Consider the following 13,798-nt stretch of genomic DNA (forward strand, 5'->3'; position numbering starts at 1 on the left):
GAAGTGAAAATAACTAAAAAGGCTGTATCAAAAGTAAATACAATGACATGTTGCTTGTCGAAATATTTTCAACTTGCTGATAATCAATATCGGTTTAGACAAGCTCAACCAGACAAAATAAATTACATTGATTTTAAGGTAACTCTTTAGTTTTTTACTTTTTTAATAGCAGAAAAAGCTTTGTCTACATACACATCTTCAACTAAAATAGTAAACTCATTCGTTGTTGAAATAACTTCGTAAAGTACGACGCCCTCCCAAGCTAAACGCTTAAAAAAATGATAGTATAGACCAGCAATTTTGGAATTGTCCTGAGGTAGGTTTATACTAATAGCCGATAAACCATCTTGAATAGCCAAGAAAGTTTCTTTTTCTAATTGTTCGATAATAAAATCTTTCAGGCTGCTGGAAATTATAATATTACTTTCGTGAATCCCTCTGGTAAACGTGTAGAATAGTTTCGATTCTTGATTTATTCTTTCCAGAATTTTGGCATGATTGTCAATTATTGTATCAGAATTTTTAACAGTAAAATCCGTTAAATTGGAGCGGACAGTAATGTCGCCTAAATTCTGAATAACCCGTTTCATTTTTATGGAGTTGGTTAAGGTTGTAGGTGGATTGTATCTTCTTAAAGCCATCATAATGGCACCAGGTTTTACTTCCTTTTTAAGCATTTTGCTAATAGGTTCTGTTAACTCAATGGCCAAAGCGCTAAAGTTTATAATGTTTCTAGATAATGCCTCCTCTAAATAAGGTTGCGTTATTAAAATATCCTCAACACAGTTAGATACAGTTTTCATGTGCTTGCATTTATTGTTTTAGTTTTTGAACCTCTACTTTTTCATCGAGTTCGATTTTTTAAAAACAAATTATTTTGTTCTTCAATAACAGTAAATCGAGATCGATAAGTACGAGTTTGCAACATCTGTTTTGGTAATACCTTTATTATTAGGTAATTGTTGCTAGATACATTATGTTAATTATTTAACAATATGTGCAAAAATAATCTTTTTTTTAAATAAATATAGGTATTGAGCAAATGAGTTTTAGTTTTACAATTAAAATAATTGCTTAGGAAAGTATGAAAGTATTGAAGTTTGGTGGAACATCTGTAGGTTCCGTAGAAAATATAAACAACGTTAAAAATATTATTAACGATGGCGATAAGAAGGTTGTTGTACTATCTGCAATGTCTGGTACTACAAACCAATTAGTGGCTATTTCTAGCGATATTGCAAACAAAGCACCAAACGAAGCTATTGATAAAATTAATAAGTTACATGAAGCTTATACAGTAACGATAGACAAGCTTTTAACAAATAAAGACCTAAACAAGGATGTTAAGGACTATGTTTACAGTATTTTCAATTTTTTAGTAGCCTGTACTTATCAAGAGTTTTCTATTGATTTAGAAAATAATATTGTAGCCCAAGGGGAGTTAATTTCTACGTACATGTTTAACAGTTATTTAAAGCAGGAAGGGCTAAGTTCTACGTTGTTACCAGCTTTAAGTTTTATGCGTATTGATGCAGACAAAGAGCCAGATGTGGCATATATAAAGCAACAGTTTGAGGTTGCTATAAACGATGCCGAACCTTCTGATATATACATTACTCAAGGGTTTATTTGTTTAGACGATACCGATAAAATTTCAAATTTACAACGTGGTGGTAGCGATTATACGGCAACACTTATTGGGGCTGCTATTAAAGCGGAGGAAGTGCAAATTTGGACCGATATTGATGGAATGCACAATAACGATCCTAGATACGTTGAAAACACCAAACCTATATCGAACCTGTCGTTTGACGAAGCTGCAGAGTTAGCTTATTTTGGGGCCAAGATATTGCACCCACAAACCGTTACCCCAGTTAGAGCAGATAACATTCCTGTACGTTTAAAAAATACGATGAATCCCGGTGCGCATGGAACACTAATTTCAAATATAACCTCAGAAAATGGTATTAAGGCCATTGCTGCCAAGGATAATATTACGGCTATAAAGATTAAATCTGCAAGAATGTTGCAGGCGCATGGTTTCTTAAAAAAAGTATTCGAAATTTTCGAAACGCATACAACATCTATCGATATGATTACAACATCGGAGGTAGCGGTTTCTTTAACCATTGATGACGATAGGAACTTGGATAAGATTATTGAAGAGTTAGAAAAAATTGCCACAATAGAAGTTGATACAAATCAGAGTATTATCTGTTTGGTAGGACATTCTGTTGTTGATCATGAAGACACTTACAAGTTGTTTCAAATATTACAAGATGTAAATATTAGAATGATTTCTTATGGTGGAAGTAGAAATAATATCTCTCTGTTAGTTGATACAGAAAACAAAATTAATTCGCTGCGTAAACTAAACGATTATTTATTTGAATTAGTCACTCTGTAAATTTACAATATTTAGTATTGTTAGCAGCCAAAAGGGTCGTTTTTAAACGACCCTTTCTTCTTTTTTTAAGAGTTCCGAAAAGTGTGTTATTGGTTTGTACTGGGTTTTTCGGATACGCTCAAGATAAACTAAAGTCAAAGTAAGCGAACCAGTTTACCAACAGGGAATCTTAGTTAAAATTTAAAGAGATTCCTCATTTTCATTCGGAATGACACTTTTTAAACCGCTTGCTCTCTTAAGAGTTCATAATGCTCTCAATTTCATCGGCTTCAATAGGAATGTTTCTCATTAAATTGAATGGCTCCCCTTGCTCTTGAATAACCACATCGTCTTCTAATCGTATGCCAAAACCTTCATCCGGAATATAAATTCCAGGCTCTACGGTAAATACCATGTTGGCTTGCATAGGTTCTGTTAATATGCCATAATCATGTGTGTCTAGGCCTAAATGGTGGCTGGTTCCATGCATAAGATATTTTTTATAAGCCGGCCATTCTGGGTTTTCGTTTTGCACATCGGCTTTGTCCAAAAGTCCTAAGCCTAAAAGTTCACTAGTCATTATCTTGCCAACCTCTACATGATATTTACCCCAATCGGTTCCAGGAGTAAGCATTTTTGTAGCCTCATTTTTCACTCTGTTTACTGCATTATAAACCTCTTTCTGTCTGGGAGTGAATTTTCCCGAAACGGGTACGCTACGAGTCATGTCGCTTGAATAATTACCATATTCTGCACCAACATCCATTAGTATTAATTCACCTGCTTTACACTGCTGATTGTTTTCTATATAATGCAGTACATTCGCATTATTTCCAGATGCAACAATAGGTGTGTAAGCAAATTTCTTAGAGCGGTTTCTCAAGAATTCGTGCATAAACTCTGCTTCAATTTCATATTCCCAAACATCGGGTTTAACAAAATTTAAAATACGTCTAAATCCTTTTTCAGTAATATCACAAGCTTTTTGAATGAGGTCAATTTCAATAGGATCCTTTACAGAACGTAACCTTTGTAAAATAGGATTACTTTTTGCAACTGCATGCGCAGGGTATCTGTCTTTTAACCATTTGGTAAAACGATCTTCTCGGGTTTCTGTTTCTACATTGGCTCTGTAATGTTCGTTAGTGTTAATATAAACAGTGTCGCATTGTGTCATAATTTCAAACATGACCTTTTCCATGTCCTGCAACCAGTAAACTGTTTTAATGCCACTCGTCTCAAAAGCTTTTTCTTTCGTTAGTTTTTCGCCTTCCCAAATAGCAATATGTTCGTTTGTTTCTTTTAAAAACAGAATCTCACGATGTTTCTCTTTTGGACAATCTGGGAATAAAACGAGAATACTTTCTTCTTGATCTACGCCACTTAGATAAAAAATATCTCTATGTTGCTCAAAAGGCAAGGTGCTATCTGCGCTTACAGGGTAGATATCGTTCGAATTAAAAACAGCTAAACTTTTAGGTTTCATTTGACTGGAAAAGTCTTTTCTGTTTTTTATGAAGAGCTCATTATTTATAGGGTGATATTTCATGTTAAGGATATATTAAGTTTTATAATTATAGCAAAACTAAATAAATCTTAAATAATAATTTATTATATTTGATAATCCCCTAGTTTTTTTAATATTAAGATAAACCGGAGTTAAATTTATTTTACCCGGAATCTATTATATTGCGTTTTCGATATCCAAATCAATTTTAAAGACATTAAAATCTAACCAGATGAAAAAAAATACTTTAATAACTGTATTAATCTTATTAATAACTATTACACACATACATGCGCAGATATTATTGAAAGAAGCTTCATTGGAAAAGCAAATTCAAAACTCAGATTTAGTTGTTGAAGGTCAGGTAATTTCAAAGCAATCATTTTGGGATTCAGGTCATAAAAATATCTATACGGTAAATACAATTGAAGTTTTTAAAGTATTTAAGGGAAACCCCGTTGCAACAATTGAAATAGTCACTGCAGGAGGCACAGTTGGGTTATCTGCTGAAATAGTAACACCTAGTTTGAAGTTAAGAAATAGTGATGTTGGAATGTTCATGCTATATAACAATAATGTAGCGTTAAATCTTAGTGCTAAATCCTCAAAAAAACAATTTAAGGTATACGGTTCGTTACAAGGTTTTTACAAATATTACTTAAATCATGATGTTGCTATAAACCCGTTTAATAAAAAGCAAGGCATAGCAAAAACTTTTTATAATGAGATTAAGAATTATACAAAAAAGGACTATATAGAAGTATCAAAATTGAACTTAACAAAGCAAGGAACTAATTCTGATCAACAAAAAGTTTCCTTACCTCCAAGTTCAGTTACTTTTACACCAACAACAGTGACTGCAGGAACAAAAACTGTATTAACGATTAACGGATCTGGTTTTGGTTCTGTAAAAGGAAAGGTTGGTTTTAGTAATGCTGATTCTGGAGGTTTTGATCAAGGGGTTCCTGATTATGTCAATGCTTTAGATACTCAGGTTTTAACTTGGAGTGATACTCAAATTACTGTGGAAGTGCCATCTGAAGCAGGTACAGGTAAAATAGAGGTGACGGATGATCTTGGAGCGTCTGCAGAATCTAGCTCGGATTTAACAGTTACCTATGCTGAAACAAATGTGCCTAGTGATGCTGTTAATTCTGGTGTTTTCGTTGCTTATCCAACGCAACATGTAAATGATAATAATGGTGGTTATACTTGGCGAATGTTTACTGATTTTGATGCTAATACTGGTGCAAAGGCTTCTTTTTTACGAGCATTAGAAACTTGGAGATGTGAAACAGGAGTAAATTGGGTTATTGGAGCTAATACTACTGTTGATGCAATAGCAAGTGATGGAGTAAATGTTGTTAGGTTTGATAATGGAGCAGAATTAGGAACTGATGTTTTAGGAAGATGTACATCTCGTTATAGTGGTTGTTTTGCAGCAGGGAATACAACGCTTAACTGGTATGTTTCAGAATTAGATATTGTATTTGATGACGCTACTAACTGGAATTTCGATACAGACCTTCCTGAAATTTCTGAATTCGATTTCGAAAGTGTTGCTTTACATGAACTAGGACATGGTCATCAATTAGCACATGTTATTGATACGAATAATGATGTTATGCATTATGCTTTGTCAAATGCCGAAGATCAAAGAGAGTTAAGTGCAAATAATATTATATCGGCCGGCAATGTACAAAGTAGGAGTACTGGGTCTGCAGTTTGTGGAGAAGGTGTTATGACAGCTTATGCAGGAAGTTGCGGTTTAAGTGTAGACGAAGAAGAATTAGAAGCAGCTATTACTCTATATCCAAACCCGGCAAGTCGCCAGTTTTTTATAAGGAATGCTTCATTTATAAATTTAGAAAAAGCAGTTATTTACGATATAAGCGGAAGACATATTTCTGAATATGATATTTCTGATACTTCAAAAGCTAAAACGATTAATGTAACAGGAGTTTCCGGAGGGATTTATTTTGTAAATATTTACTCCGATAGAGCTATGATTACCAAAAAATTAGTCTTGGATTAATTGAAAAGTAATACTTCATGTTTGTATGTCAGGTTGCGTACTTCGGCTTTAGTCTATGATTAGGGTAGACGGAGTCCCTAAGGTGATAAATAAATGTTATTGTGTTTAGCCTTGATAAGGTAGTCTTTGAAACACATATTATTTTAACAAAACTATAGGATGTTGAAATAGCCGAAATTTGGTTGATTTTAATTAATTTGAAAAATTAAAGTTAATCAACCATGAAATATAAAGCACTTCACTTCCTTTTAGCCATTTCTTTTTTTCAAATATTTGCACAGCAGGATGCCACATCGTCAAAAATAATTGAAGAAGCACTAATCCAAAAAGAGCAACTAACAAAAACATCATTGGTAAAAAATGTTGCTTTTAAAAATGTTGGACCGTCAGTTATGAGTGGTCGTGTTGCAGATTTAGCTGTTAATCCAGACAATCCAATAGAATTTTATGTAGGATATGCGTCCGGCGGTGTTTGGTATACTAACAATAACGGAGCAACATTTAGCCCGATATTGGACACCTCCAATACTCAAAACGTGGGTGACATAGCTGTCGATTGGAAAAGTAAGACCATTTGGGTAGGCACTGGAGAGAATAATTCATCGCGATCCAATTATGCTGGTATTGGAATTTTAAAATCTACAGATCACGGTAAGACCTGGCATAACATGGGACTTAAAGATTCACACCACATAGGCAGAATTTTAGTCAATCCAAATAATCCAGATGAAGTTGTCGTAGGAGTTACAGGGCACTTATATTCTCCTAGTAAAGAGCGCGGCATCTACAGAACAAAAGATGGCGGTAAGACCTGGAAACAAACATTGTTTGTAAATAATATGAGCGGTATAATTGATGTGCAATGCGATCCGGATAATTTTAATGTCATGTTTGCTTCATCTTGGACAAAAGATCGTAAAGCATGGAATTTTGATGGTAGCGGAAAAAACTCTGCCATTTACAAAAGTACTGATGCTGGAAACACATGGACTAAAGTGTCAACTAAGAAAAGCGGATTCCCAACTGGGAAAGGTGTTGGTAGAATTGGACTAGCCGTTTTTAACGAAAATATTATTTATGCTTTACACGATAGTCAATTTAGAAGAGCTCCCGAAGCCAAGGATGAAGAAGAGCAGGGCTTAACTAAAGAGGATTTTAAGACCATGTCGGTTGAAGACTTTTTAAAACTCGAAGACAAAAAGCTTAACGGATTTTTAAAAACAAATGGATTTCAGGAAAAATACAGGGCAGAAAACGTAAAACAAATGGTAAGAAGTGGCAATGTAAAGCCAGTTGATCTTGCAAAATATCTAGAGGATGCCAATTCCATGTTGTTCGATACGCCAGTAATAGGAGCCGAAGTTTACAAAAGTGAAGATGGTGGTGTAACATGGAAAAAAACACATAGCGATTATATTGATGATTTATACTATAGTTATGGATATTACTTTGGAGAAATAAGAGTAGATCCTCAGGATGAAAAAGGCATTTATATTTTAGGAGTTCCTATTTTAAAATCTAAAGACGGCGGACAAACTTTTTCCTCCATAAGCAGGGAAAATGTTCATCCAGATCATCAAGCATTATGGGTAAATCCAAAAAGGTCAGGTCATTTAATAGATGGTAACGACGGTGGATTAAACATGAGTTACGACGATGGAGAAACATGGGAAAAGCTCAATGTTAATGCCGTTGGTCAGTTCTATGCCATAAATGTAGACAATGCCAAACCATATAACATTTATGGAGGTTTACAAGACAACGGTGTTTGGTTTGGGGCTAATAATGCCAAAGACGATAAGAGTTGGCACCAAAGCGGGCATTACCCATGGAGAAGTATTATGGGGGGTGATGGTATGCAAATTCAAATTGATAGTAGAGATAATAATATTGTATACACAGGCTATCAATTTGGAAACTACTACAGGCTCAACTTAAAAACCAAAGAACAGACTTATATACAACCAAAACATGAATTAGGTGAAAACCCATACCGCTTTAATTGGCAAACCCCTATTTTATTGTCGCCCCACAATCAGGATATCCTGTATTTAGGAGGCAATAAATTAATGCGCTCCATGAATCAAGGAATCGATTGGGACGCCATAAGTAGTGACCTTACCAATGGTGGGGAAAAAGGAAATGTGGCTTATGGAACAATAACAACTATTAGCGAATCCCCTTTTCAATTCGGATTAATTTATACGGGTAGCGACGATGGCTTAGTACAAGTTACTAATAATGCCGGTGGAAGCTGGGAGGTTATTTCCAATACATTCCCAAAAGACCTTTGGGTTAGCCGAGTTATTGCATCGCAACATAAAAAAGAGCGTGTATATGTAACCTTAAATGGATACCGTTGGGACCATTTTAAAGTGTATGCTTACGTAAGTGATGACTATGGCAAAACATGGAAAGACATTAGTTCGAATATTCCGGCATCTCCTGTAAACGTAATTAGAGAAGATCCTGCAAACGAGAATGTTTTATACTTGGGAACAGACAACGGAGCATATGTGTCGTTTAATCAAGGGCAAGGTTGGGAGGCATTCGGTAAGGGGCTTCCAAATGTTGCCGTTCACGATATGGTTGTTCAGCCAGAAGCCAAAGACTTAATACTGGGAACCCATGGAAGAAGTATTTATAAAACTGATATTGCACCGCTTCAGCTAATGAGTGATAGTATACAATCGAAAGCAGTAACACTTTTTAAATTAAAAAACATAAGATATTCTAGCAATTGGGGCAATACGTGGAGTAAGTGGTTTGAAGCTTCTGTACCTAAATTAGATATAGCATTTTATTCGAATACTTCCGAAGAAAAAACCATTGAAATATTTTCAGAAAAAGGCACTTTGCTTAATCAAATTAAAGTAAAAGCAGATGAAGGATTTAATTATACCAATTACGACTTAACCTTAACCGAGGAAGGTAGAAAAACACTACTTAAGGAAGATTCGGATCTGGAAATTAAAAAAGCTAAAAACGATAAATACTATATGCCCAAAGGGGCGTATTATATTCAAATAGATTCGGAAAAACAAGATTTAACAGTTAATTAAGGATTTTTTAACTTAAAATCATTCTAAATAGTAAAAACATGACATTTGTTAGTTGTCTAAAACTTCGCCCTAACTTACCTTTGCGTAAACATAAATAACTTCAAACGTAATGAGTGGATTTTTTAAATCTTCGATAGGAAGAAAGATAGCTATGGCACTTTCGGCTTTCTTCCTCATGTTTTTCTTAATAATACATTTAGCGGTAAATATTACATCTTTGTTTAGTGAAGATGTTTTTAACGAGCTGTCTCATTTTATGGGGGTGAACCCTTTAATTCAATTTGCCTTACAGCCGGTTTTAATATTTGGTGTAGTGTTTCATTTTGTAATGGGATTTGTATTAGAACTTAAGAACAAAAAAGCGAAAGGCGTTGCATACGCTAAAAATAATGGTGCTGCAAATTCTACTTGGATGAGTAGAAACATGATTTATAGTGGGCTTGTAATATTAGCCTTTATTGTACTTCATTTTATTGATTTCTGGTTTCCAGAAATAAACACAAAATATATTCAGGGAGATATGTCTGGAATGCATGATGGCAGTTTTAGATATTTCCATGAGTTACAACACAAGTTTTTAAATCCAGCCAGAGTTGGTGCTTATGTTGTTGCATTTATACTTTTAGCGTTACACTTGCTACATGGGTTTACTTCGGCATTCCAATCTGTAGGAGTAACAGCTGGACGTAAAAAAGCATTACAAACATTTGGAAAGGTATATTCAATTGTAATTCCATTAGGATTTATAATAATTGCACTTTATCATCACTTAAACCATTAATCTTAAATAGTTAATATGGCTTTAGATTCAAAAGTACCAGAAGGTCCAATTAAAGATAAATGGACAAATTATAAAAATCATATCGATTTAGTAAACCCTGCAAACAAACGTAATATCGATATTATAGTAGTCGGTACAGGTTTAGCAGGCGGTTCTGCTGCTGCTACTTTAGCAGAGTTAGGATACAATGTAAAAGCATTTGCTTACCAAGATTCTCCACGTCGTGCACACTCTATTGCTGCGCAAGGAGGAATTAACGCTGCAAAGAACTATCAAGGTGATGGGGATTCAACATACAGATTATTTTACGATACTGTAAAGGGAGGCGATTACCGTTCTCGTGAGGCAAACGTATATCGTTTGGCTGAGGTATCTGCAAATATTATTGACCAATGTGTGGCTCAAGGTGTTCCTTTTGCTCGAGATTATGGTGGGTTATTAGATAACCGTTCGTTTGGTGGTGTATTAGTATCCAGAACGTTTTATGCAAAAGGACAAACAGGGCAACAATTATTGTTAGGAGCCTATTCTGCAATGAACAGACAAATTGCTCGTGGTAAAATAGAGATGTTTAACCGCCATGAAATGTTAGATGTTGTAAAGGTTGACGGAAAAGCAAGAGGTATTATTGCTCGTGATTTGATTACGGGTGAGATAGAAAGACATTCTGCACACGCCGTAGTTATAGCAACTGGAGGGTACGGAAATGTATATTTCTTATCAACGAATGCTATGGGAAGTAATGCAACGGCTGCCTGGAAAATTCATAAAAAAGGAGCATATTTTGCTAATCCTTGTTATACACAAATTCACCCAACATGTATTCCGCGTTCCGGAGATTACCAGTCTAAACTAACGTTGATGTCTGAGTCTTTACGTAACGACGGACGTATTTGGGTTCCTAAAAATATGGATGATGTATTGGCCATCCGCGAAGGTCGTAAAAAGCCAACCGATCTATCTGAAGAAGAAAGAGATTATTACTTGGAACGTCGTTATCCTGCGTTTGGTAATTTAGTACCTCGTGATGTAGCATCCCGTGCAGCTAAAGAACGTTGCGATGCGGGTTATGGTGTAAATGCAACTGGAGAAGCCGTATATTTAGATTTTGCATCTGCCATTGATCGTTATGGTAGAGAGCAGGCTAAAATTCAAAATATTTCCAATCCTTCTAACGAAAAAGTTTATGAATTAGGTAAAGCTATAGTTGAGGCTAAATACGGAAACCTATTTCAGATGTATGAGAAGATCGTTGATGAAAATCCATACGAAACACCAATGATGATATACCCTGCAACACACTATACAATGGGTGGTGTTTGGGTTGATTATAACTTAATGACAACCGTTCCTGGGTTATATTGTATTGGTGAAGCAAACTTCTCCGACCATGGAGCAAACAGACTTGGAGCTTCTGCCTTAATGCAAGGACTAGCCGATGGTTATTTTGTACTGCCTTATACGATTGGCGATTATTTATCCGACGATATTAGAACAGGAAAAATACCAACAGATACTAAGGAGTTTGACGAAGTTGAGAAAGAAGTAAAAGACCGTATTGATTTCTTTGTAAATAATAAAGGAACAAAATCTGTAGACTACTTCCATAAGAAGCTTGGAAAAGTAATGTGGGATAAAGTAGGTATGGCAAGAAACGAAAAAGGTTTAAAAGAAGCTATGGTGGAAATTAAAGCTATTCGTGAAGAGTTCTGGAAAGAAGTAAAAGTACCTGGTTCTGCAAACGAAATGAATACAGAACTTGAAAAAGCAGGTCGTGTGGCAGACTTTTTAGAGTTAGGAGAGTTATTTGCTAAAGATGCTCTTGTAAGAGAAGAATCCTGTGGTGGTCACTTTAGAGAAGAATCTGTTGAATTAGATGGTGAACAAAAAGGAGAAGCAAAACGTAATGATAAAGATTTTGCCTTTGTTTCTGCTTGGGAGTATAAAGGAGAACCAGCCGATGCTGTTTTGCATAAAGAAGAATTAGAGTTTAAAGATATCGAACTAAAACAACGTTCATACAAATAAAAAAGAAAATGGATTTAACACTTAAAATTTGGAGACAAAAAGACTCAAATGCAAAGGGTCAAATGGTGGATTATAAAGTTACTGATATATCAGAACATATGTCTTTTTTAGAAATGATGGATGTTTTGAACGAACAATTAGTTAATACTGGAGAAGAGCCAGTAGCATTCGATCATGATTGTCGTGAAGGTATTTGTGGGATGTGTTCGATGTATATTAATGGAGAAGCTCATGGACCAGATAGAGGTATAACAACTTGTCAATTGCATATGCGTATGTTTAAAGATGGAGATACTATTACTATTGAGCCATTTAGAGCAGCTGCATTTCCTGTAATTAAGGATTTAATAGTAGATAGAATGGCTTTTGAGCGTATTCAACAAGCCGGAGGTTATATTTCTGTAAATACATCTGGGAATACTCAGGATGCCAACGCAATTCCAATTTCTAAACATGCTGCCGACGAAGCTATGGATGCTGCTACCTGTATTGGTTGTGGCGCTTGTGTAGCGACTTGTAAAAACTCATCTGCGATGTTATTTGTTGGAGCTAAAGTATCTCAGTATGCATTATTACCTCAAGGGCAAGTGGAAGCAGCAGACCGTGTTAAAAACATGGTTGCTCAAATGGATTTAGAAGGCTTTGGTAACTGTACAAATACAGGAGCTTGTGAAGTAGAATGTCCTAAAGGAATTTCTTTAGATAATATTGCTCGTATGAATAGAGAATTAATGAAAGCGAATATTTAGTAATATTTTAGCAATTCATTAGAAAATTTAAAAACCCAAGCAGACGCTTGGGTTTTTTTGTTTAGATTTAAGAAAATAAATCTAATAGATGAAAATAAAGTACGCCGTTCTGTTTTTTTTATATTTCCTTTCCTACGGAAAAATTTGTTCACAAGTATGCCAGAAAGCAAATAGTTTGTTTTGCGAACAGGCTGTGTTAAGACATATAAGATCCTTGTCTTCTGATGCTTTTGAGGGCAGAAGAACAGGAACAAAGGGCGCAGTAAAAACAAAGAAGTATATCATTAATCAGTTCCATTCGTTAAATGTTCTACCGTTAGAGAAAAACTATGAACAGCGTTTTTTGTTTAAAAAAAGAGGAAAAGAGTATAGAGCAACAAATGTTTTAGGGATTATAAAAGGGACTAAGAATCCTCGTAAATATATTGTTATAAGCGCGCATTACGATCATGAAGGTATTAAAAATGGAGAGGTGTATAATGGTGCCGACGATAATGCTTCTGGGGTAAGTGCGTTATTTAGTTTTGGGGAGTATTTAAAAAAGAATCCACCAAATTACTCTGTTATTTTAGCAGCATTTGATGCTGAAGAATTAGGACTTCAAGGATCTAAGTATTTTGTAAGAAACTCAATCGTTCCGTTAGAAAATATAAAGATGAATATCAACATGGACATGATTAGTAGGAGTGATAAAAATGAATTGTATGTGGTGGGGGTAGAACATTACAAAAAACTAAAAAATGTGATTAAACATTTTAATTACTCTAAAAAAATAAAACTAATTGCAGGGCATGATGGGTGTGATGATTTAGAAAATTGGACCTATGCATCAGATCATGTACATTTTTATAAAAAAGGAATTCCGTTTTTATACTTTGGTGTAGAAAATCATGAAGACTATCATGAACCTACAGATGATTTTGAAAACATTCACCCGAAGTTTTATGTAGAAGCCGTGAATGTTATTATTTCTGTTTTTGAAAAAATAGATAATTTAAAGTTCTAAAAACGTGTTCACACAAATTATTGACTTGCCTAATGAACATGGACACGAATTACACGAATTTTCACTAATTAATGTGGGTTCGATGTAATTGTTTGTAAATTAAATAGTTGCAATATTTAAAAGAAAAGTAGTGTCATTCAGAAGCCGTGCATGCCGGTGGGCAGGGAGGAACGACTGAAGAATCTCAACCTTTAGAGATCTCTCATGTTATGAGAAATATTACAAAGTAATAATAAGGCAACAG

The 13,798-nt window shown here is 34.8% G+C and carries 9 protein-coding genes; 7 read left to right on the top strand and 2 right to left on the bottom strand.

All coding sequences use genetic code 11. The features are described 5' to 3' along the window. Positions 1–146 precede the first annotated feature (146 nt). Entirely contained in the window at positions 147–803 is a 657-nt protein-coding gene (locus C1H87_RS14340) for a hypothetical protein (RefSeq protein WP_102756472.1), read from the bottom strand. A gap of 281 nt (positions 804–1,084) precedes the next feature. On the opposite strand from C1H87_RS14340, the gene C1H87_RS14345 reads away from it, so the two are divergent. After that, the gene (locus C1H87_RS14345) at positions 1,085–2,407 is read left to right on the top strand and encodes an aspartate kinase (RefSeq protein ID WP_102756473.1); all 1,323 of its coding nucleotides are present in this window, start codon (positions 1,085–1,087) and stop codon (positions 2,405–2,407) included. 235 nt (positions 2,408–2,642) lie between these two features. Here C1H87_RS14345 and C1H87_RS14350 read toward each other — a convergent pair whose 3' ends face one another. Next, positions 2,643–3,935: an aminopeptidase P family protein gene (locus tag C1H87_RS14350; RefSeq protein ID WP_102756474.1), complete on the bottom strand. Its 1,293-nt coding sequence runs from the start codon at positions 3,933–3,935 to the stop codon at positions 2,643–2,645. 190 nt (positions 3,936–4,125) lie between these two features. On the opposite strand from C1H87_RS14350, the gene C1H87_RS14355 reads away from it, so the two are divergent. From C1H87_RS14355 to C1H87_RS14380, 6 genes are all read left to right on the top strand, one after another. Next, the gene (locus tag C1H87_RS14355) at positions 4,126–5,928 is read left to right on the top strand and encodes a T9SS type A sorting domain-containing protein (protein ID WP_102756475.1); all 1,803 of its coding nucleotides are present in this window, start codon (positions 4,126–4,128) and stop codon (positions 5,926–5,928) included. A gap of 221 nt (positions 5,929–6,149) precedes the next feature. Further along, positions 6,150–8,990 carry a WD40/YVTN/BNR-like repeat-containing protein gene (locus C1H87_RS14360; RefSeq protein WP_102756476.1) on the top strand — a complete coding sequence of 947 codons (2,841 nt, stop codon included), beginning with the start codon at positions 6,150–6,152 and terminating at the stop codon, positions 8,988–8,990. 109 nt (positions 8,991–9,099) lie between these two features. Beyond that, positions 9,100–9,771 (top strand): succinate dehydrogenase cytochrome b subunit, encoded by a 672-nt coding sequence (locus tag C1H87_RS14365; RefSeq protein ID WP_102756477.1) that lies wholly within the window; start codon positions 9,100–9,102, stop codon positions 9,769–9,771. A 15-nt stretch (positions 9,772–9,786) separates the two neighbouring features. After that, the gene (locus C1H87_RS14370) at positions 9,787–11,799 is read left to right on the top strand and encodes a fumarate reductase/succinate dehydrogenase flavoprotein subunit (RefSeq protein WP_102756478.1); all 2,013 of its coding nucleotides are present in this window, start codon (positions 9,787–9,789) and stop codon (positions 11,797–11,799) included. Between the two features lie 8 nt (positions 11,800–11,807). Continuing rightward, positions 11,808–12,548, top strand: coding sequence for a succinate dehydrogenase/fumarate reductase iron-sulfur subunit (locus C1H87_RS14375; RefSeq protein ID WP_102756479.1), 741 nt, complete (start codon positions 11,808–11,810; stop codon positions 12,546–12,548). Positions 12,549–12,636: 88 nt separating this feature from the next. Next, complete coding sequence (locus C1H87_RS14380; protein WP_102756480.1) at positions 12,637–13,554, top strand: M28 family peptidase; 918 nt, start codon at positions 12,637–12,639, stop codon at positions 13,552–13,554. Positions 13,555–13,798 lie beyond the last annotated feature (244 nt).

Origin of the sequence: Flavivirga eckloniae, assembly GCF_002886045.1 — a bacterium.
In the GTDB taxonomy this organism is placed as follows: domain Bacteria; phylum Bacteroidota; class Bacteroidia; order Flavobacteriales; family Flavobacteriaceae; genus Flavivirga; species Flavivirga eckloniae.

Excerpts from the sequence above, each read along its gene's own strand:
- C1H87_RS14340 (WP_102756472.1), bottom strand. The coding sequence starts at position 803 with ATGAAAACTGTATCTAACTGTGTTGAGGATATTTTAATAACGCAACCT.
- C1H87_RS14345 (WP_102756473.1), top strand. The coding sequence starts at position 1,085 with ATGAAAGTATTGAAGTTTGGTGGAACATCTGTAGGTTCCGTAGAAAAT.
- C1H87_RS14350 (WP_102756474.1), bottom strand. The coding sequence starts at position 3,935 with ATGAAATATCACCCTATAAATAATGAGCTCTTCATAAAAAACAGAAAA.
- C1H87_RS14355 (WP_102756475.1), top strand. The coding sequence starts at position 4,126 with ATGAAAAAAAATACTTTAATAACTGTATTAATCTTATTAATAACTATT.
- C1H87_RS14360 (WP_102756476.1), top strand. The coding sequence starts at position 6,150 with ATGAAATATAAAGCACTTCACTTCCTTTTAGCCATTTCTTTTTTTCAA.
- C1H87_RS14365 (WP_102756477.1), top strand. The coding sequence starts at position 9,100 with ATGAGTGGATTTTTTAAATCTTCGATAGGAAGAAAGATAGCTATGGCA.
- C1H87_RS14370 (WP_102756478.1), top strand. The coding sequence starts at position 9,787 with ATGGCTTTAGATTCAAAAGTACCAGAAGGTCCAATTAAAGATAAATGG.
- C1H87_RS14375 (WP_102756479.1), top strand. The coding sequence starts at position 11,808 with ATGGATTTAACACTTAAAATTTGGAGACAAAAAGACTCAAATGCAAAG.
- C1H87_RS14380 (WP_102756480.1), top strand. The coding sequence starts at position 12,637 with ATGAAAATAAAGTACGCCGTTCTGTTTTTTTTATATTTCCTTTCCTAC.